This is a genomic window from Vibrio sp. Vb1127 (assembly GCF_033338735.1).
Lineage (GTDB): Bacteria > Pseudomonadota > Gammaproteobacteria > Enterobacterales > Vibrionaceae > Vibrio > Vibrio alginolyticus.
Map to the genome: position 1 here is coordinate 74,734 of NZ_JAWOTF010000009.1, position 25,400 is coordinate 100,133.

The window sequence follows — 25,400 nt, forward strand, 5'->3', positions numbered from 1 at the left end:
GTTTTTGTAAAGGACTTAACCATCATCACCAGTTCGGTTTTTTATCTAATAACTAGTCTGATCTTTGCCATAAAACGTACGATCAAATAATTCGAGAGGGTTGTGACACATAACAACAACTTAACTGTGACTTATGTTCATAGGATCGAATTATTTAGAAAATAGGTGAGCTAGCTTTCATATTCTATGCTTTAATAGTGAGAAGCTTTGGGCGCATACTAATAAAAAAGTTGACACAAGGAGTGGTGAACATGAAAAGATGGCTTTTTCTGTTGCTGTTTTTTGTGCCTGGTGTTTGTCTAGCAAACGAGCTTCCGCCGCTTCCAGGTAAAACATCCCCTTCTCCTCATAAACTATTCATTTCCAGCGACAGTTATCAGTCTGACAGTTTTGATGTTTGGAATATCGATACGGGTTACGCTTACGAACTTTTTGATTCGGTAGACGTTTATGTCGGTGCGCGAGTCAATAACTCTCCTACCCAAAATCAAAGTGGTTTTTTGAGTGGGATCAGCTATCACTTTAATGATCGTGTCACGCTGAAAAGTACAGTTCGCTCTTACAAGAACGAAACAGCGGAAGGTATTCGCCAAGACGACAGCAGCCTCGCGGCTGAAGTATCAAGTCGCGTAAAAATTACCGATAAACTGGATCTTCACGCGACTCTTGATTACCAAGATTGGCAACAAGGCTTTGAGGTTGGTTTAGGCTTTCGTTTTTAGAAGTCCAGCTTTTGCTTAGAAATCAATACACCGTTCCAGTCCGCGTAAACGTAGTGCTTAGGTTGAACGATTTGGTTTTGCATCGTTAAGGTTACGTTTACCTCTCCTATCCCGCGTTTCTCTGTTTTAAACGGGTTGGTGCCAAGAGCTTGAACGCCAATGTCCATTTGAGATATTTGTGCTACATCGCGTATTGCACCATAGACAATGATGCCTTCCCACCCATTTTCTATTCCGAGTATCGCTAATTGATCGCCGAGTAATGCTCTCTGACACGATCCATGTCCGTCAACAATCAATACTTTACCCGTTCCATCTTCGCCCAGTACTTCACGCACTTTCGAGTTATCGTGATAGCAGCGCACCGTAACGATTTCACCGTAAAAAGCGCTACGTTGACCAAAGTTCTGCAATGGTAAAGTAAGCAAGCTCACTTGGTCTTCAAATTGGTCACAAATATCGGGTGTAATGTCTCTCATATTTCCTCCGTGAATTTTCTCACCCAAGCGATGCTTCAGTGAGCAGTATCCTTTTCTATACCTTCTATACGAGTCGAGGCTTAATGGAGCCTAACGTATGAAAAACTTTCGGCTGCGAGCACGCAATAAGATAAAGTTGGTCATTAATGACGTAATAAATCGCGTTTTGTTGAAAGTCATTCGCCAATTCAACGGCTACCTCTGGCGACAACTCGACGGCAAAGCTTTCCTCATACCATGTAAAAGCGCTATCACCTACCGTGACAGGCGCGTAATTAACGTGCTGTAGCTGTTTTTCTAACGCGTGATTGTTTATGCTGTTCTCTTCTTTGGACCTCAAGTTACTGTATGGGTTCCAAGCGGTTATCACAGCATAGTTTGAAACACGCCACTCGGCTTCGAATCTGAAAAAAGATTCTGAATAAGCATTCCATAACGATGCGTCTATGTTCGTATTACTTTTTTCTATCATAAGTCTTAAACGATTAATAACAGTTACATTTCATCAATTGATATAAATCAACAAACTGAATGGAATTAACATTTGAGCATTGTTAGCATGCTGTTAACAATATAAAATCCGCTCAATATCTTAGGGTGTTTACGTTTCAGGCCCCACTGAAAGCAGGAAATGAAAGGTAAACAAGCCCTTTAGAATAAACGTCGCCATTGGATACTGGTGAGTTGGCAAAATTCCATGGAGGGCGGATAACTGAAAGAAGTGTTTTTTTGATCAACTTGATTTATTATCAAAATCACATTACCTGTATGTTATATTTTTGCCTAGAATTTATTCTATTAGCACAATTTTGTCACAAATTTAGGTACCGCCAATGCAAACCCCGCAGATTCTTATCGTTGAAGATGAGCAAGTAACTCGTAACACTCTTAAGAGTATTTTTGAAGCAGAGGGATACGCTGTTTTTGAAGCCAGTGACGGTGAAGAGATGCACCAAGTGTTGTCTGATAACTCAGTCAACTTGGTTATTATGGACATTAATCTTCCAGGCAAGAATGGCCTTCTACTAGCGCGTGAATTACGCGAGCAAGCGAACATTGCTTTAATGTTCCTGACAGGCCGTGACAATGAAGTAGACAAGATCCTAGGTCTTGAGATTGGTGCAGATGACTACATCACTAAACCATTCAACCCACGTGAACTAACTATTCGTGCACGTAACCTACTTAGTCGCTCAATGAGCTCTAACGCGGTGCAAGAAGAGAAGCGCTCGGTAGAAAAGTATGAATTCAACGGTTGGGTACTAGACATCAACAGCCGCTCTCTAGTAAGCCCTGCTGGTGATAGCTACAAGCTACCTCGCTCTGAGTTCCGCGCACTACTGCACTTCTGTGAGAACCCGGGTAAGATTCAAACTCGTGCCGATCTTCTTAAGAAGATGACTGGTCGTGAACTTAAGCCACACGACCGTACTGTAGACGTAACGATTCGTCGTATCCGTAAGCACTTTGAGTCTGTTTCAGGTACGCCAGAAATCATCGCCACTATCCACGGCGAAGGTTACCGCTTCTGTGGCGATCTAGAAGACTAGATTTAACCGCTAATATGCAAAGGGCTTGCTCATTGAGCAAGCCCTTTTTGTTTTAGGTCTAACGACTAATGCAACATCATTGCGGTTAATAAACCTTGTTAATCTTCACGTACTTTTCGACTAACCAACGCTGTTTACCCGCATCGTCTAGAAGCACTGCGATATCAACCGATTTTTCTGTGTTCACATCAATGTGAGACGAGAACGCCACCTCCCATCGGCTTTCACTGTGCGTTCGAGTATCTAAAGACGCACTGTCCACCAACCACTCTTTTTGCCCCTGTTTAATAATAAGAGCTTCTGCCGTTAGATTTGCAGGAAGTAACTGATCTCCTTCGAGGTAAAGTGCACCTTGAATACTTTGCTCTTGCACGTCCCCAATATTCGGCATGAGGTTCACCCATAAATTACTTTTGAGCTCAACATTAACCTCATTAATCGTAATCTGACTGTTTTGTTGCCAATTCACATTTGGAACGGAACTACAGCCTGCCATCAATGCCATGACTAACGCCAATGGTGCGATTCTTTTCATGTTATTTCCTTTGTTCCAACCAACTTTTGAGGACTTGAATATCGTTTTGGTATTCATTTTTGATCTCTTCAACCCAGTCTGAAATGTTTTCCCACCATGCAGGCATATCAGGCGATTGCGCTTTTTGCGCCACACTTTGGATACGTTTCAGGCCAATTGAACCTGCAGCACCTTTGATTTTATGCGCTTCAGAAACAATCCCATCTTGATCTTTCGCTGTCATGTTCGAATCTAAGACATCAATATAGTCTGGCATCATATCTTCAAACATTTTTATGCTGTCGTAGACAGGTTTTGCACCAACAATGTCGACGTAAGACTCTAACATATCCATATCGAGCAAATGTGTCTCAATCACAGGAGAAGGCACTGGCTCTTCCACTGTTTCGGGACCGCTCACCACTTCCTTAGGTTGTTCTAACTGGTGAGCGAAGAATTTATCAATCACTGACTGAATAGCATTCACTGCCAGCGGCTTACTGATCGCATCATCCATGCCGTTATCTAAGTATTCACGACGATCTTTCATTACATTAGCAGTTAAGGCGACCAATGGAGGAAGATTGTTATAATGCTTGCGGTAATAATTGGCGACATCAAAGCCCGTCATATCAGGCAGTTGGATATCCAACAACGCTAAGTCGTATTTTTCTGGCACAAAGTTCACTAACGCTTCTTGGCCCGTCATTGCCACGGTGACAGAGTGCCCTAGGCTCTCAAGTAACGATTTAGCCACAGTTACGTTAAGCTCGATGTCTTCGACCATAAATATGTTGAGGCGCACATTGTCGCGTTTCGCATCAATGACTGGCTCAGCTAGTTCAACAATCGGAACGTGGATCGATACAGTAAAAGTGCTACCAAAGCCTTCCTCACTGGTAACCGTAATGTCACCATCCATCATATTGATCAGTTGCTTAGATACCGCCAAACCAATACCTGTACCGACCGCATGCAGGTTGTCCTTGCCTGATTTCACTTGGTAGTACATCGCAAAGATCTTATCTAGCTCTTCGTCTGGGATACCAATACCTGTGTCTTCCACTTCCATAATAATGGTCGCAAAATCGTCTTCGACATCCGCGCTCACTGTCATCACAACGCCACCTTCCTTGGTGAACTTCATTGCGTTGCTGACCAAGTTCCAAATCACCTGACGTAGACGGGTTGCATCCACTTCAATTGCTTTTGGCAAGTCGCTTAAACGTTCTAAGTCAAAGCGTAACCCTTTTTGTTCCGCCATCAGAGCTGAGATACTCTCAATCTCTGCGACGAAGTCTTCGAAGTTAAGTGGCGCAGGTAATAGTTCTAACTTACGGCGATCAAATTTATCCATATCGATAATATCGTTGAAGATGTTACCTAGAGTAATCGCACTCACATTGATGGTCTGCATGTGTTTACGCTGCTCTTCTGTCAACGGACTATCTAGAAGCATACGACTTAAGCCTACAATGCCATTCAGCGGCGTTCGCAGCTCATGACTGATGGTTGAGATGAAGGTAGTTTTGTCGCGGCTTGCTTTCTCTAACGACTCTTCATGGCGCTTACGTTCAGTGATATCACGACCGAACCCAACGAGACCAAGGTGGCGGCCATCTTTGCTGTAAAATGGCACTTTACGCAGCTCAAAGTAATGCTTGCGACCATCTGGGTATTCGAGCCATTGCTCGTAAGTAATTGCTTGATTATCGGCAAAAACCTTTTGGTCAGTATCAACGATATGCTCGGCGATTTCTTTGCTATACACATCCCAAGGGCTTAATCCGACTAACTGGTGCTCTTTCTTGCCCGTTAGCTCTTCCATCGCGCGGTTACAGCCAGAGAAAACACCATCCGCATTGCGGTAGTAAATTAAGTCTGGTGAGGCATCAATAAATGAACGCAGTAATGCGGTACGTTCTGCCAACTCTAATTGAGTACGTTCGCGTTGGAACACCTCATTTTCGAGGTCTTGCATCGCCTCTTCACGTGCTTCTTCCGCTTTAATACGCTCTTCAATTTCTTGGTTAAGCTTTTCAATGTTTTGTTGAAGTTGGTAATTCAGCTCTTGATCTCGCGAACGCATGTCCTTCAGTTTGGACACCAGCTTAGTTAAACGCTGGCGAGACTCTTCTAGTTGATCGACAACCACAGAGAGGAAGTAAACCGCCCAAGGGGTGATCAATAGACCAAAAAACACCGAACGGACAATGTCGATATCATCTACTCGCCCTTTGAGAGCTAAAGTAATCCCTACCTGCACCACAACAGCTAATGCCACCAGCGCAAGGGCTAGCAAAATAGAGAAGCGAACAATCCCCAGTTTGACTAGCAAGTCGACATAATACTGGGCGAGGTTTTTCATGGGTTTCATTAACTACTCCATGGTGGTGGCTAGATAGCGCCATTCGATGATGAAAAACAGGTAAATGCACTCGACCTAACGCAATTTAGGTCTGTTTGATTAGTGAAAAACACACGGTGCGATCTGCGCTTGTGACACGAGATAGAAAGATAAACCAACGAGCGCACAGGCTTCTGTAAGTTTAACGTGTTTAATACGGTGATTTAAACAATCAGCTATCAACTTAGAGCAAGCGGTCACAAAGCGTTAGCAAGAACTGGGGTGAATACAGGTGCGATTACGTCCATCAGCTTTAGCTTGGTATAACGCACTGTCAGCCATAGCGATGCCCATTTCGGGTTCATCACCATGCTGAGGAATGTAAGAGACCAGACCGATACTGACGGTAAGGCGTTCAGATGCTTCTGAACTGTCGTGTTCCATATCAAGCTGTAGAATTTTCTCATGAATACGCTGTGCTACGTTGCGCGCACCTTCCGTGGTGGTATTCGGCAAGATAAAACCAAACTCCTCGCCACCATAACGCGCAACACAATCCGAAGAACGATTGATGACTTGTGTAAACACGGTAGCAACACTGACTAACGCTTCATCACCTTGTTGGTGACCGTAACAGTCGTTGTAATCTTTGAAAAAGTCGATGTCACATAACATGATGGTGAGCGGCAGCTTTTCTCGAGCGTGGTGGTACCACAATACCTGCAGTTGTTCATCGAAACGGCGTCGGTTCGATACTTGAGTTAAGCTATCCATAAAGCTCAATTTTTCTAACTCTAGGTTGGCTTTTTCCAACTTTTGTTCTGCAAGATAACGCTCAGAAATATCACGCGCCATGATCAGCACACCATTCGTTCCTGATGCTTTATCTTTAAAAGGCGATTTCACCACATCAAACCACGTACTTTTACCATCACTACTCACGACTTTATCTATGTATCGAACTGGCTCTAACTGGCGTAATGCTTCTAAGTCACTGTCTGCTAAGCGCGCGTACATCTCTTTAGGAATCACGTCTTGGAGGCGCTTACCTATCAAATCAGAAATTTTTGAAATTCCTAACGCCTTAACAAAAGGCTGATTACACGCTTGATAGACCATGTTCTCATTGAAAATACCAATAGAGTCCGGACTGGCATCCAGAATCGTTTGTAAGATAGTATCTCTTTGCGCTAGCGCCACCTCTGTATCTTTGCGACGCTCCATTTCATCTCGCAGATTCTGTTGCATCTTGTGCCATTCAGTCACGTCATGACTAATAGACAGCGTACCGATAAGCTCACCACTCGGCGAAACAAGAGAGTTTTGATTGACTTCCAATAAGCAACTTCGACCTTGTGGATCCGTTGTCCATTTACGTTCGCTTTTTCTGGTCATCTCACCCAAGGCCTTGGATGCGCAAGCTTCTTCCCTTCGCCCTTGCCAGAATTGATCAAATGCTCGATTGGTCGTTAATAGATTGCCTTGGCGGTCTTGGGTACAAATCAGCTCTGAAAGTGAGTCTAATGCCGAACGTGCGATGATTAATTGGGCAAGTTCTTGTTGCTGCTCTTGGTGAGTGGCTTGATATGGCTGAGCATAAAGAATCCAAACTCGATGATTGCGCAATAAACTCTTTCTGCCTGACAGCTCCACTTTAATAGATTCACTATCAGATAGTCGCCAGTCAAAAGCCTGCTGACGAAAATGACGACTAGAGAAGCGCTCGAGAAACTGCTCAAGCTCATGAATATCGAATAAAGCAGGATACAAATACCCCGTTCCCAAAGAGCGAATGCCTAATAACTGCATCGCAGCCTGGTTAGATAGCAAGAGCTGAGCATGGCTAGTGTCCACCACTATGACTGGATAGGGAGAATCCGTTACTAGTTGCTTAAGTGATGTCTGAAAGTGCAAATAGATCAGTGCTAACGCGCACACGCCTGCGATTAACAACAAGACGACATAGCCATAACCGCCTTGACCACCCCAAAGCCAATTGAGTAACTGATCCATCGTTTAAACCTTCAAAGAACACTGGTTAAAATATATCAGTTATTTATTGAGCGATCTGCTATTAATTCCGGTTTAGTATAGATAAAGGTATTCCCCGTAAGACTCCCTTGAGCACCATGAGCACTGAGATCTCGACCAATTTCCGTCATCGCTAGCCAACGGTTTTCACACCACAGAGGCGATAATAACGTGGGCCTCCTAGCTGCTGATGAAACGCGATGATAAATCACATCTGGTGGTGTCATACGAATCATTTCACTGGCGATCGCAACATATTCTTCTAATTCAGGGGCTTCTAGCTTTCCAGCACGCCAAGCTTTCGCCATGGTGCTACCTTCGACAATATGCAAGCCATGTAACTTGATGCCATCCGTTCCCACGGCTAACACTTTTTGCAGCGTTTCAATATTTTCGGCGCGGGTTTCTTTGGGTAAACCCACAATTAAGTGAGTACAAACCTTGATTCCGAGTGTTCGCGCACGCTTAGTGATTTCGGCATAACACTCAAAGTCATGACCACGATTGATACGTTTTAGGGTGTCATTGTTGGCGGTTTGAAGACCTAGTTCTAGCCAAATTTCATAACCTTGCTGTACATAGCCCGACAGTAAATCCAATACCGCATCAGGGACGCAATCAGGACGCGTCCCCACACAAAGACCAACCATGTCTGCAGCCTTTAGTGCTTCCTCATACATGTTTTTGAGAACTTGTACTTCGGCATAGGTACTGGTGTAGGCCTGAAAATAAGCGAGATACTTCTTCGCTCTGTGAATTTCACCTGCGCGATCTTTTAACTGTTCGTGAATGCTTTTTATCTGGACTTCTTCATCTGCAAACGAAGCCACATTGCAAAATGTACATCCTCCCCGCCCAATCGTGCCATCGCGGTTAGGGCAACTAAATCCACCGTGCAATGTTAACTTATGAACCTTTTCACCGTATCGACGCTGAAGATCTTGGCCGATTGTATTGACCAACTCATGTAACTGCATAAATTCTCACCAACAATAAATCGTAATCAATCTCACTACGATCTGTGTAAATAAATTACATCCCTGCAAGAAAAAACACACAATATTAATCAATTCAAACACCCATCATGCGGGTCAAAATCAATAAACTTGCATAATTAAAGACAAAAATCGTTCATGTTGCGTAAATGTTAAACTAAAAATGCATAATTAAACGAAAAAATTGGGTCACAACGCCGAGTTTTTCATTGCATTCTGAAGTGACAAAATTGTAGGATACTTACACAACCCCGTTATTTTTGTGACTTTTATTACAAAGCACACTGCGGGATTTGTCGGTGTTATCCCACTCCTACCTATATAAATCACTAGATAGTGATAATAAATAAAGGGATACCACCAAGGATTGTTTTTCTCGCAAAACTTTTCCTGCGAGATACGGAAAGGAATCAAGACCGGTCAACCTAGATCGGTGGCGATAATAAATATAAAGGACAAGACGTAATCAATAGTCTAGGTAGTATTTGCTGCCCGGTACTTTTGCGTCGACATTGAACTGGAAGGATGTATCTATGGTAGATAGAGAGCAAAATCCACAGGGTCTGTACACTCCGGAACTGGAGCATGACGCTTGTGGTATCGGTTTTGTTGCTCACCTTAAAAACCGTAAATCTCATGAAGTAGTGACTCAAGCATTGGATATGCTGGCTCGCATGGAACACCGTGGTGGTCAAGGTTGTGACCCATGCAGCGGTGACGGTGCGGGTATCTTGTTGCAAAAACCTCATGAATTCCTATTAGAAGAGGCCGTTAAACTAGGCATTAAACTGCCTTCGTTTGAAAAGTATGGTGTTGGTGTTGTTCTTTTCCCGAAAGACGAATACAAACGCGAACAGTGCCGTGACATTCTAGAACGTAACGCACAGCGTCTAGATCTTGAAGTTATCGGCTACCGTGTATTGCCAACCGATAACTCGATGATCGGTGCAGACCCACTAAGCACTGAACCTCAGTTTGAGCATGTATTTATCTCTGGTGGCCCTGGCATCACACCTGAAGAGCTAGAACGCAAGTTGTACGTACTTCGTAACTACACTGTACGTGTTTGCCTAGAAAGCGTTTCGAACATTGGTGACGACTTCTACATTAACTCCATGTCTTACAAGACATTGGTGTACAAAGGTCAGTTAACGACCGAGCAAGTACCTCAGTACTTCCTTGATCTGCAAAACCCGACCATGGTGACTGCACTAGCACTTGTACACTCTCGTTTCTCTACCAATACCTTCCCGAAATGGCGTCTTGCACAGCCTTTCCGTTACATTGCCCACAACGGTGAAATCAATACAGTTCGCGGTAACTTGAACTGGATGAAAGCCCGTGAAGCAATCCTAGAATCAGACCTGTTTACTCAGGCTGAAATCGACATGCTTCTTCCAATCTGTCAGGAAGGCAGCTCAGATTCATCTAACTTTGACATGGCACTTGAGCTCCTAGTTCTTTCTGGTCGCAGCCTGCCACACGCATTGATGATGATGATCCCAGAAGCATGGCAAGAAAACAAAAACATGGATCCTAAACGTCGCGCGTTCTATCAGTACCACGCGAACATTATGGAACCATGGGATGGTCCAGCTTCAGTATGTTTTACTGATGGTGTTCAAGTTGGTGCGACACTAGACCGTAACGGTCTGCGCCCTTCTCGCTACACTGTGACCAAAGATAACTTCCTAGTGATGGCATCTGAATCTGGTGTTGTGGATATTGAACCAGAGAACGTAGAGTTCCGCGGTCGTCTACAGCCAGGTCGTATCTTCGTTGCAGACCTAGAGCAAGGTCGCATCATCTCTGATGAAGAAGTGAAAGACACCATCGCAACAGCGCAGCCTTACGAGAAGTGGGTAGAAGAAAACCTACTGAGCTTGAAGAAGCTGCCAGATGCGAGCAACCAGTTCAGCCAACCTAAGCCAGAACACCTTCTACACCGCCAACAAGCGTTTGGCGTAAGCACTGAAGAAGTGAACGAAATCATCGTTCCAATGGCGAATGACGCGAAAGAACCATTATCAGCAATGGGTGCCGACTGGCCTCTTGCGGTTCTATCTCATCAATCTCAGCACCTTTCAAACTACTTCAAGCAGCTGTTTGCACAAGTAACTAACCCACCGATCGACCCGATCCGTGAGCGCATGGTTATGTCGCTGAACACTTACTTGGGTAAAGACCAAAACCTTCTGACTGAAACACCACTTCACTGTCAGAAAGTAGAATTGGAATCGCCTGTTCTAGCCAACTCTGAGCTTGAAAAATTGCGTGCGATCGATAACGAGCACCTACAAGCGAAAACGTTGGATATCGTATTCCAAGCTAGTGAAGATCAAGGCAAACTTGAGCGTGCATTAAAACGTATCTGCCAATACGCAGAAGACGCGGTTATCGATGGTTATTCAATCATCCTACTCACTGACCGCGCAGTGAATTCAAACCACGCGGCGATCCCAGCAATGCTGGCAGTTGGCGCAGTACACCACCACTTGATCCGTAAAGGTCTACGTGCGAAGTGTGACATCGTGGTTGAAACTGGTGACGCGCGTGAAACGCACCACTTTGCAACGCTACTTGGTTACGGTGCTAATGCGGTTAACCCTTACCTAGTGATTGAAACCATCATTGAACTTCAACGTACGAAGAAGTTGGATCCAGAAGCGAACCCTCGCGATCTGTTCAACAACTACCGTAAAGCGATCAATGGCGGTCTTCTGAAGATCTTCTCGAAGATGGGCATCTCTACGCTACAGTCGTACCATGGTGCGCAAATCTTCGAAGCATTGGGTATCCACAAATCCGTGGTCGACAAATACTTCACAGGGACGGTTTCTCGTATCCAAGGTCTAACCCTTGATGATATCGCCAAAGAAGTACTTATCCGTCACCGCATCGGTTACCCACAACGCGAAATCCCAATTCAAATGCTGGATGTTGGTGGTGTTTACCAATGGAAACAGCGTGGTGAGAAGCACCTATTCAACCCAGAAACCATTTCTCTACTGCAAGAGTCTACGCGCAACAAGAACTACGATCAGTTCAAGCAATACGCGACTGCTGTAGATAAGCAAGGTGACAACGCGGTAACCCTGCGTAGCCAACTTGAGTTCATTAAGAACCCCGCTGGTTCTATCTCTATCGACGACGTCGAGCCAATTGAAAGCATCGTGAAACGCTTCGCGACGGGCGCTATGTCATTCGGTTCTATTTCTTACGAAGCACACTCCACACTAGCTGTTGCGATGAACCGTCTTGGCGCGAAATCGAACTCTGGTGAAGGTGGTGAAGACCCAATGCGTTTCGAGCGCAAAGAGAACGGCGATTGGGAACGCTCTGCAATCAAGCAGGTGGCTTCAGGTCGTTTCGGCGTAACCTCTTACTACCTAACTAACGCTGAAGAGCTGCAAATCAAAATGGCTCAAGGTGCGAAGCCAGGTGAAGGTGGTCAGCTACCAGGCGATAAAGTAGATGACTGGATCGGTGCAACGCGTCACTCGACTCCGGGCGTTGGCCTTATCTCTCCACCACCACACCACGATATCTACTCAATCGAAGATTTGGCTCAGCTTATCTACGACTTGAAGAACGCGAACCGCGCAGGCCGTGTAAACGTGAAGCTGGTATCAGAAGCAGGCGTAGGTACGATCGCTTCTGGTGTAGCGAAAGCGAAAGCGGACGTTGTACTAATCGCAGGTTTCGACGGCGGTACAGGTGCATCACCAATGTCTTCAATCCGCCATACAGGTCTTCCTTGGGAACTTGGCTTGGCAGAAACGCACCAAACGCTACTGAAGAACGGTCTACGTAACCGTATCGTGGTTCAAGCGGATGGTCAGATGAAGACACCTCGCGACCTTGCAGTGGCAACACTACTTGGTGCAGAAGAATGGGGCGTAGCAACCGCAGCACTAGTGGTTGAAGGTTGTATCATGATGCGTAAGTGTCACAAGAACACTTGTCCTGTTGGTATCGCGACTCAAAACAAGACACTTCGCGAGCGCTTTGATGGCCGCGTAGAAGACGTCGTAACCTTCTTCCAATACATGGCACAAGGTCTACGTGAAATCATGGCTGAACTTGGCTTCCGCACTATCGATGAAATGGTCGGTCAAGGTCAGAAGCTGAAGATTCGCCAAGACATTTCTCACTGGAAATATAAGAACCTAGATCTGTCTCCTGTTCTCCACGTTGAGCAACCACGTGAAGCTGATGGTGTATTCAACCAAGCTCAGCAGAATCACAACCTGGAAGAAGTGCTAGACCGTAAGCTGATTCAAGCAGCGATTCCTGCACTCGAGAAAGGCGAAGCGGTGAATGCCGAGTTCCCTATCGTTAACACGGACCGCTCTGCAGGTACCATGTTGTCGAACGAAATCTCGAAAGTGTACAAAGATGCCGGTCTACCTCAGCCAATGAACGTGAAGTTCAAAGGTTCTGCGGGTCAGTCATTCGGCGCATTCCTAGCTAAGGGCGTGAAGTTCGAAGTAGAAGGCGACGCGAACGACTACTGGGGTAAAGGCTTATCTGGCGGTACCTTAGTACTTTACCCAGATGCAAAATCAAGTATTGTCGCGGAAGACAACATCGTGGTTGGTAACGTGTGTTTCTACGGTGCAACCTCGGGTGAGTCTTTCATTCGCGGTATGGCTGGTGAACGTTTCTGTGTTCGTAACTCAGGCGCGAAAGTAGTAGTAGAAGGGGTCGGTGACCACGGTTGTGAATACATGACTGGCGGAGCAGCAATTATCCTTGGTTCAACAGGTCGTAACTTTGCCGCAGGTATGAGTGGCGGCGTGGCATACGTATGGGATAAATCAGGTGACTTTGAGTCGAAACTGAACCCAGAGCTAGTAGACCTAGATCCAATCGAGCAAGAAGACAGAGATCTATTACTCGATATGCTAACTAAGCATGTTCAATTCACAGGAAGTGAAGTCGCTCAGTCTTTCCTAAACAATTTTGAAGCTAGCCTAGCCTCTATGGCTAAGGTAATGCCGCGTGACTACAAAGCAGTTCTTCAAAAACGCAAAGCTGAAGCACTGTCTCAAGGAAACGAAACTCAAGTGGAGGCCGTATAATGGGTAAGCCTACTGGATTTTTAGAGCATGGTCGCGAACTACCACAGAAGATTGACCCAGCTGAACGCATCAAGAACAACAAAGAGTTCGTTCTGAACGAGGAGTTTGGTGACAAGATCAACACTCAAGCTTCTCGTTGTATGGATTGTGGCGTGCCGTTTTGTCATAACGGCTGCCCTATCGGTAACATCATCCCAGAATTTAACGATGCGGTTTATCGTGATAGCTGGGAAGAAGCTTGGAACATCCTAAGCTCGACGAACAACTTCCCAGAGTTTACTGGTCGTGTTTGCCCTGCTCCATGTGAAAGTGCTTGTGTTCTTGGTATCAACCAAGACCCAATCACTATCTGTAATATCGAAAAAACTATCGTAGAAACGGCGTATCGTGAAGGGTACGCCAAACCAAAAACGCCACGTTCTCGCACTGGTAAAACGGTGGCGATCATTGGCTCTGGACCTGCTGGTCTTGCGGCTGCTGAGCAGCTAAACAGCGCAGGCCATACCGTGACAGTATTCGAGCGAGACGAGAAAGTGGGCGGTCTGCTACGTTTTGGTATCCCAGACTTTAAACTGAGCATGGAAGTCATTGATCGCAAGATCAATCTAATGGCAGAAGCTGGCATTGAGTTTAAAGTAAACCAACACGTCGGTGTTGATGTAAATGCTCAACAATTGCGTCAAGAGTTCGATGTGGTTCTACTAACCGGTGGCTCAACGGTTCCACGTGATTTGCCCGTTCCGGGTCGTGAACTAAAAGGCGTTCACTTCGCGATGGAGTTCCTAGGTCAAAACAACCGTCGCGCCAATAACATGGACCTGAAAACGGAAGAAATTCACGCTGCGGGTAAACATGTTGTGGTTATCGGTGGTGGTGATACGGGTTCAGACTGTGTGGGAACATCAAACCGTCACGGCGCAGCAAGTGTAACTCAAGTGGAAATCATGCCGATTCCACCAGAAAAGCGTCCTGCTAATATGCCTTGGCCTCAATATCCAATGATCCTGCGTACTTCGACATCTCATGAGGAAGGTGTCGATCGTCACTGGAACATCCTCACCAAAGAGTTCATCGGCAATGACAAAGGTGAAGTTACTGGTCTTCGTTTGGCTGATATCGTTTGGCAAGATGCGAAACCAGGCGAGCGCCCAAGCTTCAAAGAAGTAGAAGGCAGCGAGCGTGTGATTCCATGTGATATGGCATTTCTAGCGATGGGCTTCCTACACCCTGAACCAACAGGCGTACTTGCTCAACTGGATATCGCACTAGACGATCGCGGTAACGTAGCAACTCAAGATTTTGCTACTAACCAAGAAGGCGTATTTGCTGCTGGTGATATGCGAACAGGCCAATCTTTGGTGGTTCGTTGTATCAATGAAGGCCGCGAATGTGCCCGTGCTATCGATGATTATCTAATGGGTGGCACAAACCTAGAAGCAAAAGCAGATTCACTGATGCTTTCTGCTTAACGAAGCAGTCATGCTTCTCTCTTTCAATTGCCTAATAGCCATCAGCAATATCGATGGCTATCGGTGAAGAAAGAAAACAATTCCTTCCAATCTTTCTATTTTGACCAGCATTTTATGCTGGTCTTTTTTATCTCCCACAGAATCAAATGTTACTTTTTTGTAACAATCAATTTTCTATCTATTTGAAATTATTAAACTATTTTAGCTTATTAAATGGTAAATCGTATATTCACGTGATGATCCACTAATAACTTGACCTTTTTTACAATAAGCTATAGCTTGTGAAGTTGATGAAAATAAAACACTCAAAAAATGTTAAATATTTCACAACTTTTACTGAATAATTATACATAAAGCTATAAAGATGACGCATAGTTAGTCATCGATATCAACGTAAGCAGTGTTGATATATCTGTCGGGATGACGGATAAGCAAAGGGAGAATTGCAATGGCTCTTTATGATCCAAGTCTTGAGAAAGACAACTGTGGATTTGGCTTGATCGCGCATATGGAAGGCGAACAAAGCCACAAGCTGGTACGTACAGCAATTTCTGCACTTGACCGCATGACTCACCGTGGTGGTATCGCCGCCGATGGTAAAACTGGTGATGGTTGTGGTCTTCTATTACAAAAGCCCGATTCCTATTTACGTCTTATTGCCGAAGAAAATGGTTTCAACCTTGGCAAGCAATACGCCGTAGGGATGATTTTCTTCAACCAAGATCCAGTCAAAGCTCAACTCGCTAAAGACATCGTCAACAAAGAACTGGCGCAAGAGACGCTAACTGTGGCTGGTTGGCGTGAAGTACCAACTAATTCAGAAGTACTCGGTCCAATTGCGGCCAACTCGCTTCCAAATATTCAGCAAGTCTTTATCTCTGCACCGGCAGGTTGGCGCGAGCGTGACATTGAACGTCGTCTCTACATCGCACGCCGTCGCATCGAGAAACAAATCACCGAAGATCCGGATTTCTACATCTGTAGCTTGTCGACTCAAGTTTTGGTGTACAAAGGCCTATGCATGCCTGCGGACTTACCGCGCTTTTATCTTGATCTTGCCGATCTACGTATGGAATCTGCTATCTGTCTGTTCCACCAGCGTTTCTCTACCAACACTCAACCGCGTTGGCCATTAGCTCAACCGTTCCGCTACCTTGCTCATAATGGTGAGATCAATACCATTGAAGGTAACCGACAATGGGCACGCGCTCGTGCTTATAAGTTCTCGTCACCACTGCTGCCTGACCTACAAACTGCAGCACCGTTTGTGAACGAGACAGGATCAGACTCGTCTAGCTTAGATAATATGCTAGATCTCTTTTTAGCTGGCGGCATGGATATCTTCCGTGCCATGCGTATGCTTGTGCCGCCAGCATGGCAAAACCACCCTGACATGGATCCGGATTTGCGTGCGTTTTACGATTTCAACTCCAAACACATGGAACCATGGGATGGTCCAGCAGGTATCGTACTGTCCGATGGTCGTTATGCTGCTTGTAACCTAGACCGAAACGGTCTGCGTCCAGCTCGTTATGTAATTACCAAAGACAAGTTGATCACTCTGGCATCTGAGGTAGGGATTTGGAATTACGCCCCAGATGAAGTTGCCAAAAAAGGTCGTGTAGGTCCGGGGGAATTGCTCGTCATCGACACTCGTAAAGGTAAGCTTTGGCAGTCTAGCGAGATCGATAATGACCTGAAATCTCGTCACCCTTATCGCGAATGGATGGAGAACAACGTTCGCAAACTAACACCGTTCTCTCAGCTGCCTGAAGATCAAGTAGGTGAGCGTAGCTTTGATGAAGACTTGCTTAAGACTTATCAAAAGCAGTTTGCCATGAGCAATGAAGAAGTCGATCAAGTATTGCGTGTCCTCGGTGATATGGGGCAAGAAGCCGTCGGTTCGATGGGTGATGACACCCCGATGGCGGTTCTTTCTTCGAAAGAGCGCTTGGTGACTGATTACTTCCGTCAGAAGTTCGCGCAGGTCACCAACCCACCAATCGATCCGCTGCGTGAGAAACACGTCATGTCGCTAGCGACCAGCATCGGCCAGGAGATGAATGTCTTCTGTGAAACCGATGGCCACGCGCATCGTGTAACCTTTGATTCTCCAGTACTGCTCTATTCAGACATGCAGCAACTACTAGAGCTGAGTGACGATCATTACCGTAATACCATTCTCGATATCAACTACGACCCACAACAAAAAGATCTTAAACAAGCCATTAATGATCTGTGTGAGCAAGCAGAGCAAGTCGTTCGTGAAGGCACGGTTTTAGTGGTGCTTTCGGACAGAGCCTTGGTCAAAGGTAAGTTGCCAATTCCGGCAGCAATGGCAGTCGGCGCCGTTCAAACTCGTCTGATTGACGCGAACTTGCGTTGCGATGCCAACATTGTTGTCGAAACCGCAACAGCCCGTGATCCACACCAATTTGCTGTCTTGCTTGGCTTTGGTGCTACTGCGGTTTACCCATACCTTGCTTATGAAGCGTTAGGTAAACTGATTGATGATAAAGCACTAGAGAAAGACTACCGCGATGTGATGCAAAACTACCAATACGGCATCAACAAAGGCCTGTATAAGATCATGTCGAAAATGGGGATCTCAACCATCGCCTCTTACCGCTGCTCACAACTGTTTGAAGCAGTTGGCTTGAGCCAAGATGTGGTCGATCTGTGTTTTAAAGGCGTCACAACTCGAATTGAAGGCGCGAATTTTGACGACTTCCAGCAAGATCTTACAAACTTATCTCGTAAAGCATGGGCGAAACGCAAATCGATTGATCATGGCGGCTTGTTAAAGTACGTCCATGGAGGTGAATATCATGCTTACAACCCGGATGTCGTCGGCACGCTGCAACAGGCCGTTAAATCTGGCGAAAGTAACGACTATCAGAGCTTTGCTAAGCAGGTAAACCAACGCCCTGTTGCCATGCTGCGTGACTTAATGTCGCTGAAAAAATCAGACTCACCGCTGCCACTTGAGCAAATAGAACCACGCACTGAACTGTTCAAACGCTTTGACTCAGCGGCAATGTCCATTGGCGCACTTAGCCCAGAAGCGCATGAAGCACTTGCAACGGCGATGAACCGTCTTGGTGGTTACTCTAACTCGGGTGAAGGCGGTGAAGATCCTCGCCGTTTCGGTACTGAGCGTAACTCACGTATCAAACAGATTGCTTCTGGCCGATTTGGTGTAACGCCGCATTACCTGACTAATGCGGATGTACTGCAAATCAAGGTGGCACAAGGTGCGAAACCGGGTGAAGGTGGACAGCTACCAGGACACAAAGTCACCGCAGAAATCGCAAAACTGCGTTATTCGGTACAAGGCGTGACTCTGATCTCCCCTCCTCCGCATCACGATATCTATTCGATTGAAGATTTGGCCCAGCTGATCTTCGACCTTAAACAAGTCAACCCGAATGCGCTGGTTTCGGTAAAACTCGTCTCCGAGCCAGGTGTCGGCACCATCGCAACGGGTGTAGCCAAGGCTTACGCTGATCTTATTACCATTTCGGGTTACGACGGTGGTACCGCAGCAAGCCCATTAACTTCGGTAAAATACGCTGGTAGCCCTTGGGAGTTGGGGTTGGCAGAGACACAACAAGCTCTGGTTGCTAATGGTCTGCGTCATAAGATCCGCTTACAGGTAGACGGTGGTCTAAAGACTGGTTTAGACGTAGTTAAAGCCGCAATTTTAGGTGCAGAAAGCTTCGGTTTTGGTACTGCGCCGATGGTCGCTATGGGTTGTAAGTTCCTACGAATTTGTCACCTCAACAACTGTGCAACTGGGGTTGCGACTCAAGACGAGACACTGCGTAAAGAATACTTCAAAGGTCTACCAGAAATGGTGATGAATTATTTCATCGGCTTGGCAGACGAAGTGCGCGGATTACTCGCCGAACTTGGCGTTGAAAAGCTGACGGACTTGATTGGTCGTACCGATTTACTTGAGGCGGTAGAGGGATTTACAGCGAAACAGACCAAGCTGGATCTATCCAATATTCTAGAAGCTCCAGTATCACCTGAGGGTCATCCGCTATTTTGGACAGAGCCAAACAAACCGTTTGATAAAGCTGAGCTCAACCAAAAGATCATTGATGATGCCATGCATGCGGTCGAAAACGGTCAATCGGCAAGTTTCTTCTACAATGTCATCAACACTGATCGTTCTGTTGGTGCACGCTTATCTGGCGAAATAGCAAAACGCTATGGCAACCAAGGATTGGCGGCTTCCCCTATCAAAATCTATCTTGACGGCACCGCAGGTCAGTCCTTTGGTGTTTGGAACGCAGGTGGTGTAGAGCTTTACCTCACGGGCGATGCGAACGACTACGTGGGCAAAGGCATGGCGGGTGGTAAAGTGGTTATCAAACCTCACCTTGGCACCGCATTTAAATGCAATGAAGCAACTATCATTGGTAACACCTGCCTGTACGGCGCGACCGGCGGTAAACTATTTGCAGCCGGTAAAGCAGGTGAGCGTTTCGGCGTACGAAACTCAGGTACGATAGCCGTCATTGAAGGTGCTGGCGATAACGCTTGTGAGTACATGACTGGCGGTATTGTTGCCATTCTTGGTGCGACAGGTGTGAACTTTGGCGCGGGTATGACTGGAGGCTTTGCCTATGTTCTGGATGAGAACCAAAGCTTTGAAGGTCGAGTTAATACTGAGTCTGTCGAAGCCATCTCATTGTCCGATCTTTACATCCACCAAGAACATTTGCGTGGCCTAATTGCGGAACACCTTGAAGAAACAGGGTCGAGTCATGCAGAAAATATTTTGGCGAACTTTGATGAATGGATTCCAAAGTTCTATTTGGTGAAACCACAAGCGGCAGATCTTCGCACGCTACTTGGTCACCAGAGCCGCAGTGCCGCAGAGCTGCGTGTTCAAGCACAGTAATCATGGAGGATGTTTGAATCATGAGCCAGAACGTTTATCAATTTATCGATGTGCAGCGTGTAGATCCTGCGAAAAAGCCTATCAAAGTTCGTAAGATCGAGTTCGTTGAAATCTATGAACCGTTCACTAAACAACAGGCGACTGCACAAGCGGATCGCTGCTTAGATTGTGGCAACCCATATTGTGAATGGAAATGCCCAGTCCACAACTACATCCCTCAATGGTTAAAACTTGCCAATGAAGGTCGTATTCTTGAAGCGGTTGAACTATCGCATCAAACCAATAGCCTACCGGAAGTATGTGGGCGCGTTTGTCCTCAAGACCGCCTATGTGAAGGTTCATGCACGCTTAATGATGACTTTGGTGCCGTCACCATCGGCAACATAGAAAAGTACATTACCGACAAAGCGTTTGAAATGGGCTGGAAGCCAGATATGTCCAAGGTGGAATGGACCGACAAAAAGGTTGCAATCATTGGAGCTGGCCCAGCAGGCTTGGCTGCCGCGGATATCCTAGTGCGCAATGGCGTTAAGCCAGTCGTGTTTGACCGCTACCCTGAAATTGGAGGCCTTCTGACCTTCGGTATTCCTTCCTTCAAGCTTGAAAAAGGCGTGATGGAAAACCGCCGCCGTGTGTTCACTGAAATGGGCGTCGAGTTCCGCATGAACATGGAAGTAGGCAAAGATGTGCAAATGCAAGAACTGCTTGATGAATACGATGCTGTTTTCTTGGGCGTTGGCACCTATAAATACATGCGTGCAGGTCTAGATAATGAAGATGCGCCGGGTGTGTATGACGCGCTGCCATTTTTAGTTTCGAACACCTACAAAGTCATGGATCTTGAGAGTAACCAACCCTTTATCGATATGGCAGGAAAGAAAGTCGTCGTACTGGGTGGTGGTGATACCGCAATGGACTGCGTTCGTACCTCAATTCGCCAAGGTGCCTCCAACGTAGTTTGTGCTTATCGTCGTGATGAGGCCAACATGCCAGGCTCTCGTCGCGAGGTAAAAAACGCAAAGGAAGAAGGCGTGAAGTTCATGTTCAACCTTCAGCCTTTGGGAGTGGAAGTGGATGCGTCAGGCAAAGTCTCGGGGGTCAAAGTGGTGAAAACCGCACTTGGTGAACCTGATGAAGCAGGTCGTCGACGTCCAGAGCCCGTTGAAGGCAGCGAGCACGTTCTACCAGCAGACGTTGTTATCATGGCGTTTGGTTTCCAGCCGCACAAAATGGACTGGTTAGCACCGTTTGATGTCGATTTGGATCAATGGGGTCGTATCAAAGCCCCAGCGAAGCAAGAGTTCCAGTTCCAGACCAGCAATGAAAAGATCTTCGCGGGTGGCGATGCGGTACGAGGTTCTGATCTTGTCGTAACCGCAATTGATGAAGGACGAAAAGCGGCAGAAGGCATTCTCGATTACCTCGAAGTTTAATCTCAGTTAACCTCACAAAAAGGGTCCTATTATTGGATCCTTTTTCTTTTTTATCCATATAATTAGAAGCAAAATTATAAGAGTAAATACAATGAAAAAAGCCGCTCTCCTTTCCATTACTTTGCTCGGCTTAACCGCTTGTAGCCAAGGCGTCACAACCATGACGGATCGTTCTCAATCACCTTGTGGTGACAAACCAAACTGCGCCTCCACCCAAGACTCGCGAGAAAAATACAACCTAACGCCATTCATCTTAGTTGATTCAGCGAACATCGACGCTATTGAGCAAGTTGCGCTTGAACTGCCAGGCGCGAAAACCGCGGTGAAAGAAAGCAACTACCTTCGTATCGAGTGCACATCTAAAATCATGCGCTTCGTGGATGACCTCGAACTAAAAATAGCAGGAGACCAACTGATTGTGCGCTCAGAATCTCGTGTGGGCTACTCTGACTTTGGCGTAAACAGAAAGCGCGCCGATCAATTACGAGAAAAGCTCACTCAAGCAAAGCTCATCAAATAGAAAACTGCCAACGGGGAGTGCTATACTCTCGGCCAACTAAAATATTTACTTAAAGAGAGTGTTATGAAAGTTGGTATCATCGGTGCGATGGAACAAGAAGTGACCATCCTGAAGCAAGCAATTACAAACTGCAAAACTGTAAATAAAGCAGGTTGTACGTTTTTCTCTGGTCAAATCAACGATGTTGAAGTCGTCGTACTACAATCGGGCATCGGTAAAGTTGCAGCGGCAGTGGGCACGACAATCCTTCTTGATGAATACCAACCAGACGTTGTGATTAACACAGGGTCTGCTGGCGGTTTCGATTCAAGCTTAAACCTTGGCGATGTAGTTATCTCTACAGAAGTTCGTCATCACGATGCAGACGTAACCGCTTTTGGTTATGAGATTGGCCAAATGGCCGGTCAACCAGCTGCATTCAAAGCGGATGACAAGCTAATGGACTTAGCCGAAAAAGCCCTAGCACAAATGGAAAACACTCATGCGGTTCGCGGCCTAATTTGTACTGGCGATGCGTTTGTTTGTACTGCTGAGCGTCAAGAGTTTATTCGTAAACACTTCCCGTCAGTTATCGCTGTAGAAATGGAAGCATCTGCTATCGCTCAAACTTGTCATCAATTCAACACTCCGTTTGTTGTTGTGCGTGCAATCTCTGATGTCGCTGATAAAGAATCACCAATGAGCTTTGATGAGTTCCTGCCTCTAGCAGCAAAAAGCTCTTCCGAAATGGTATTCAAAATGCTGGAACTCATTAAGTAAACGACTCATTCATGGAAGAAGTTTTTCAGTCATTTTATGCCAACGGTGCGCTCCTCATTATGTGGGGTGCACTGATCTTGCACCTTCTAGTGCCAATCCCCCATTCAGCGCACCCTATCACTTTATGGCGAAAGCTAGCAGAACAGCTAGCCAACAAAGTGAACAATAATCACAATTACTCACAGAGTGTAATCTCAGGCAGTCTTGCATTAGGCTTGATGCTATTTCCTTGCTTGATATTACTGATTGCAGTAAAGCCATTTGTTTGGCAAATCCCTTTATATGAACTGGTTCTATTGATCCTTGCGCTAGACTGGCGCAACAGCGAAACGTTAACGAAACAGCTCGTCACAAGTATCTCTTCGGAAGACAAAGCCCAATGTCGAGCATTACTGCAACCATATCTTAATCGCGACACTGGTAACCTCTCGATCGTTGGCATAGGTAAAGCTGGCTCAGAAACCCTGATTATGGGATACAGCCGCAACGTGATCGGCGTACTATTTTGGTACGCACTAACAGGTGGTATTGGTGCGCTAATGTATCGACTCACAACAGAATTAGCGCGAGTGTGGTCCCCTAGCCGACGCCAATATTTGCCGTTTGGTAAACCTGTGATTCAACTGGTTGCTACTCTGGATATTATTCCACTTCGTCTCTTTGCCATACTTTTAGCTGCCGGAAAGAATACAAGTAATGTGCTCTCTGGAATACAACAGCAAGCGAAATCTTGGTCCTTACCAGGACCTGGCTGGGTGTTATGTACTATCGGACACAAACTACAACTGTCTTTATGCGGCCCTGCTATCTATCAAGGTGTGCGTGCAGAGCGCGCAAAAATCGGTGGGCGCATTGCGCCATCGGCGATTCACCTTTCACAAATACATACGCTGCTCGTTTGGCGCGTCCTGGCTTGGATCGCAATCCAAAGTTTGCTTTTAGGAATAATTTATCAAGGATTATGATGAATAAATTATGCTTCGCATTAACGCTGTTTGTTTCGACAGCGACCTTCGCTCAACCCGCTCAACGCATTATAAGTTTAGCTCCACATGCCACCGAAATTGCCTTTGCAGCAGGGCTAGGAGACCAGCTTGTTGCTGTCAGCGAAATGAGCGATTATCCAGAACAGGCAAAGCAGCTAGAAAGAGTCTCAAATTATCAAGGAATTAAATTAGAGCGCATTATTGCTATTCAACCGGACTTAGTGATTGCTTGGCCAGCCGGAAACCCCGCTAAAGAGTTGGAGAAAATTAAACAGTTCGGTATTCCTATCTATTACTCCACTACAGGTTCATTAGAAGATATCGCCAATAATATCGAGCAACTCAGCCAATACAGCGAAACTCCACAAGTAGGAAAAAAGGCCGCTGAAGATTTTAGAACGCAGCTGAGTACACTAAAAGAACAGTACAACACGAACGAGAAAGTTAGTTACTTTTATCAGTTGAGTGAAAAGCCTATCATCACTGTCGCTGGAAAGAACTGGCCAAGTGAAGTCTTTACTTTTTGCGGTGGTGAGAACATTTTCGCCGCATCTAGCGCGCCTTATCCTCAAGTTAGCATCGAGCAAGTCATTACTCGCCAGCCAGAGGTTATTTTTACTTCTCGTCACGCAATGAGTAACGATGGTATGTGGGCTGAGTGGAGTAATGAGCTTCTTGCCCTTAAAAACAAACACATCTGGTCCCTAAACTCTGATTGGATTAACCGTCCGACACCACGCACATTGAACGCGATCAAAGAAGTGTGTGAGCACTTTAAAAGCGTTCGTCAAAAACGCTAACGATTTCGTGGCAAATACCGTACAATTTCCGCCCATTTTTTCTCACACTATTTAAAGGTACTAAGTAACATGGACTCCATGCTGCTTTATATGATCGATTTGTTCGGTACCGCTGTTTTCGCTATCTCTGGCGTATTACTGGCGGGCCGTTTAAAAATGGATCCATTCGGCGTTATCGTGCTCGGCAGTGTGACTGCTATAGGTGGCGGAACAATCCGAGACATGGCGCTTGGTGCCACTCCCGTATTTTGGATAACAGATACGACTTACTTATGGGTGATATTTGTTACGTGTCTACTAACCATGCTTGTTATTCGAAGACCCAAGCGACTCTCATGGTGGGTATTACCCGTTTGTGATGCCATCGGTCTCGCTGTGTTTGTGGGAATAGGAGTAGAAAAGGCACTCGCCTACAATGCATCTGGGATGGTCGCGGTGATAATGGGGGTTATTACTGGCTGTGGCGGTGGCATTATACGAGACGTGCTGGCTCGCGAAGTTCCTATGGTATTAAGAAGTGAAGTCTATGCTACGGCATGTATTATTGGCGGCATCTTCCATACGATGGCGGTAAACATGGGTTATGACCACTCAACGGCTTTACTCGCTGGTGTAACCTCAACGCTCATTATACGTCTCGGTGCGATTCGTTGGCATCTATCCCTGCCAACTTTCGCCATTAACCGTTAAACACCAACAACATCACTCATCATGGAGTCGACCAAGTGTCGGCTCCTCTCATTTATGCTCATTTGAGTCGCCAATTCTTGGGCAATTCGCTAAATTATCTCAACCATTC

At 45.9% G+C, this 25,400-nt stretch carries 17 protein-coding genes; 11 read left to right on the forward strand and 6 right to left on the reverse strand.

Annotated features, from left to right (window positions below; translation table 11 throughout):
* The first annotated feature begins 251 nt into the window (after nucleotides 1–251).
* Nucleotides 252–722: a hypothetical protein gene (locus tag R7H07_RS14025; RefSeq protein WP_047102035.1), complete on the forward strand. Its 471-nt coding sequence runs from the start codon at nucleotides 252–254 to the stop codon at nucleotides 720–722.
* Here the strand turns inward: R7H07_RS14025 and R7H07_RS14030 are convergent.
* Nucleotides 719–1,201 (reverse strand): putative 4-hydroxy-4-methyl-2-oxoglutarate aldolase, encoded by a 483-nt coding sequence (locus R7H07_RS14030; RefSeq protein WP_005381822.1) that lies wholly within the window; start codon nucleotides 1,199–1,201, stop codon nucleotides 719–721. The genes R7H07_RS14025 and R7H07_RS14030 overlap by 4 nt on opposite strands.
* Before the next feature lie 64 nt (nucleotides 1,202–1,265).
* Nucleotides 1,266–1,673 carry a DUF3293 domain-containing protein gene (locus R7H07_RS14035; protein WP_053306886.1) on the reverse strand — a complete coding sequence of 136 codons (408 nt, stop codon included), beginning with the start codon at nucleotides 1,671–1,673 and terminating at the stop codon, nucleotides 1,266–1,268.
* Between the two features lie 361 nt (nucleotides 1,674–2,034).
* Here R7H07_RS14035 and arcA point away from each other — a divergent pair, with 361 nt between their 5' ends.
* Entirely contained in the window at nucleotides 2,035–2,751 is a 717-nt protein-coding gene (arcA, locus tag R7H07_RS14040; protein ID WP_005381824.1) for a two-component system response regulator ArcA, read from the forward strand.
* A gap of 85 nt (nucleotides 2,752–2,836) precedes the next feature.
* Here the strand turns inward: arcA and R7H07_RS14045 are convergent, their stop codons facing one another.
* The 4 genes from R7H07_RS14045 to R7H07_RS14060 form a co-directional block, all read right to left on the reverse strand.
* On the reverse strand, nucleotides 2,837–3,286 hold the full coding sequence (locus R7H07_RS14045; protein ID WP_047102031.1) for a hypothetical protein: 450 nt from the start codon (nucleotides 3,284–3,286) through the stop codon (nucleotides 2,837–2,839).
* Nucleotide 3,287: 1 nt separating this feature from the next.
* Nucleotides 3,288–5,642, reverse strand: coding sequence for an aerobic respiration two-component sensor histidine kinase ArcB (gene arcB / locus R7H07_RS14050; protein ID WP_005381826.1), 2,355 nt, complete (start codon nucleotides 5,640–5,642; stop codon nucleotides 3,288–3,290).
* Nucleotides 5,643–5,879: 237 nt separating this feature from the next.
* Complete coding sequence (locus tag R7H07_RS14055) at nucleotides 5,880–7,625, reverse strand: GGDEF domain-containing protein (protein WP_025768422.1); 1,746 nt, start codon at nucleotides 7,623–7,625, stop codon at nucleotides 5,880–5,882.
* Nucleotides 7,626–7,660: 35 nt separating this feature from the next.
* Nucleotides 7,661–8,620 (reverse strand): TIGR01212 family radical SAM protein, encoded by a 960-nt coding sequence (locus tag R7H07_RS14060; protein WP_017633631.1) that lies wholly within the window; start codon nucleotides 8,618–8,620, stop codon nucleotides 7,661–7,663.
* A gap of 551 nt (nucleotides 8,621–9,171) precedes the next feature.
* On the opposite strand from R7H07_RS14060, the gene gltB (R7H07_RS14065) reads away from it, so the two are divergent.
* From gltB (R7H07_RS14065) to R7H07_RS14105, 9 genes are all read left to right on the forward strand, one after another.
* The gene (gene gltB, locus R7H07_RS14065) at nucleotides 9,172–13,722 is read left to right on the forward strand and encodes a glutamate synthase large subunit (RefSeq protein ID WP_206959263.1); all 4,551 of its coding nucleotides are present in this window, start codon (nucleotides 9,172–9,174) and stop codon (nucleotides 13,720–13,722) included.
* The gene (locus R7H07_RS14070; protein WP_025768420.1) at nucleotides 13,722–15,191 is read left to right on the forward strand and encodes a glutamate synthase subunit beta; all 1,470 of its coding nucleotides are present in this window, start codon (nucleotides 13,722–13,724) and stop codon (nucleotides 15,189–15,191) included. Before gltB (R7H07_RS14065) ends, R7H07_RS14070 begins: the two co-directional genes overlap by 1 nt.
* 448 nt (nucleotides 15,192–15,639) lie before the next feature.
* Nucleotides 15,640–20,103, forward strand: coding sequence for a glutamate synthase large subunit (gene gltB, locus R7H07_RS14075; protein ID WP_206959264.1), 4,464 nt, complete (start codon nucleotides 15,640–15,642; stop codon nucleotides 20,101–20,103).
* 20 nt (nucleotides 20,104–20,123) lie between these two features.
* Complete coding sequence (locus R7H07_RS14080; RefSeq protein ID WP_005381833.1) at nucleotides 20,124–21,536, forward strand: FAD-dependent oxidoreductase; 1,413 nt, start codon at nucleotides 20,124–20,126, stop codon at nucleotides 21,534–21,536.
* A 91-nt stretch (nucleotides 21,537–21,627) separates the two neighbouring features.
* On the forward strand, nucleotides 21,628–22,056 hold the full coding sequence (locus R7H07_RS14085) for a DUF1499 domain-containing protein (RefSeq protein WP_206959283.1): 429 nt from the start codon (nucleotides 21,628–21,630) through the stop codon (nucleotides 22,054–22,056).
* 63 nt (nucleotides 22,057–22,119) lie between these two features.
* Nucleotides 22,120–22,815: a 5'-methylthioadenosine/S-adenosylhomocysteine nucleosidase gene (mtnN, locus tag R7H07_RS14090; protein WP_005381837.1), complete on the forward strand. Its 696-nt coding sequence runs from the start codon at nucleotides 22,120–22,122 to the stop codon at nucleotides 22,813–22,815.
* Nucleotides 22,816–22,826: 11 nt separating this feature from the next.
* A complete protein-coding gene (locus R7H07_RS14095; RefSeq protein WP_206959284.1) occupies nucleotides 22,827–23,780 on the forward strand; it encodes a cobalamin biosynthesis family protein in 954 nt (317 codons plus the stop codon).
* A complete protein-coding gene (btuF, locus tag R7H07_RS14100) occupies nucleotides 23,780–24,601 on the forward strand; it encodes a vitamin B12 ABC transporter substrate-binding protein BtuF (RefSeq protein WP_206959441.1) in 822 nt (273 codons plus the stop codon). The genes R7H07_RS14095 and btuF overlap by 1 nt, the downstream gene beginning before the upstream one ends.
* 69 nt (nucleotides 24,602–24,670) lie before the next feature.
* A complete protein-coding gene (locus R7H07_RS14105) occupies nucleotides 24,671–25,291 on the forward strand; it encodes a TRIC cation channel family protein (RefSeq protein WP_182015950.1) in 621 nt (206 codons plus the stop codon).
* Nucleotides 25,292–25,400: the final 109 nt, after the last annotated feature.

Bases quoted from the DNA above. Each gene is read 5' to 3' on its own strand.
- R7H07_RS14055 (WP_025768422.1), bottom strand. From the start codon at position 7,625: ATGGATCAGTTACTCAATTGGCTTTGGGGTGGTCAAGGCGGTTATGGC.
- R7H07_RS14080 (WP_005381833.1), top strand. From the start codon at position 20,124: ATGAGCCAGAACGTTTATCAATTTATCGATGTGCAGCGTGTAGATCCT.
- R7H07_RS14025 (WP_047102035.1), top strand. From the start codon at position 252: ATGAAAAGATGGCTTTTTCTGTTGCTGTTTTTTGTGCCTGGTGTTTGT.
- gltB (WP_206959263.1), top strand. From the start codon at position 9,172: ATGGTAGATAGAGAGCAAAATCCACAGGGTCTGTACACTCCGGAACTG.
- gltB (WP_206959264.1), top strand. From the start codon at position 15,640: ATGGCTCTTTATGATCCAAGTCTTGAGAAAGACAACTGTGGATTTGGC.
- arcB (WP_005381826.1), bottom strand. From the start codon at position 5,642: ATGAAACCCATGAAAAACCTCGCCCAGTATTATGTCGACTTGCTAGTC.
- R7H07_RS14030 (WP_005381822.1), bottom strand. From the start codon at position 1,201: ATGAGAGACATTACACCCGATATTTGTGACCAATTTGAAGACCAAGTG.
- R7H07_RS14060 (WP_017633631.1), bottom strand. From the start codon at position 8,620: ATGCAGTTACATGAGTTGGTCAATACAATCGGCCAAGATCTTCAGCGT.
- R7H07_RS14045 (WP_047102031.1), bottom strand. From the start codon at position 3,286: ATGAAAAGAATCGCACCATTGGCGTTAGTCATGGCATTGATGGCAGGC.
- R7H07_RS14095 (WP_206959284.1), top strand. From the start codon at position 22,827: ATGGAAGAAGTTTTTCAGTCATTTTATGCCAACGGTGCGCTCCTCATT.
- R7H07_RS14105 (WP_182015950.1), top strand. From the start codon at position 24,671: ATGGACTCCATGCTGCTTTATATGATCGATTTGTTCGGTACCGCTGTT.
- mtnN (WP_005381837.1), top strand. From the start codon at position 22,120: ATGAAAGTTGGTATCATCGGTGCGATGGAACAAGAAGTGACCATCCTG.
- btuF (WP_206959441.1), top strand. From the start codon at position 23,780: ATGAATAAATTATGCTTCGCATTAACGCTGTTTGTTTCGACAGCGACC.
- R7H07_RS14085 (WP_206959283.1), top strand. From the start codon at position 21,628: ATGAAAAAAGCCGCTCTCCTTTCCATTACTTTGCTCGGCTTAACCGCT.
- R7H07_RS14035 (WP_053306886.1), bottom strand. From the start codon at position 1,673: ATGATAGAAAAAAGTAATACGAACATAGACGCATCGTTATGGAATGCT.
- arcA (WP_005381824.1), top strand. From the start codon at position 2,035: ATGCAAACCCCGCAGATTCTTATCGTTGAAGATGAGCAAGTAACTCGT.
- R7H07_RS14070 (WP_025768420.1), top strand. From the start codon at position 13,722: ATGGGTAAGCCTACTGGATTTTTAGAGCATGGTCGCGAACTACCACAG.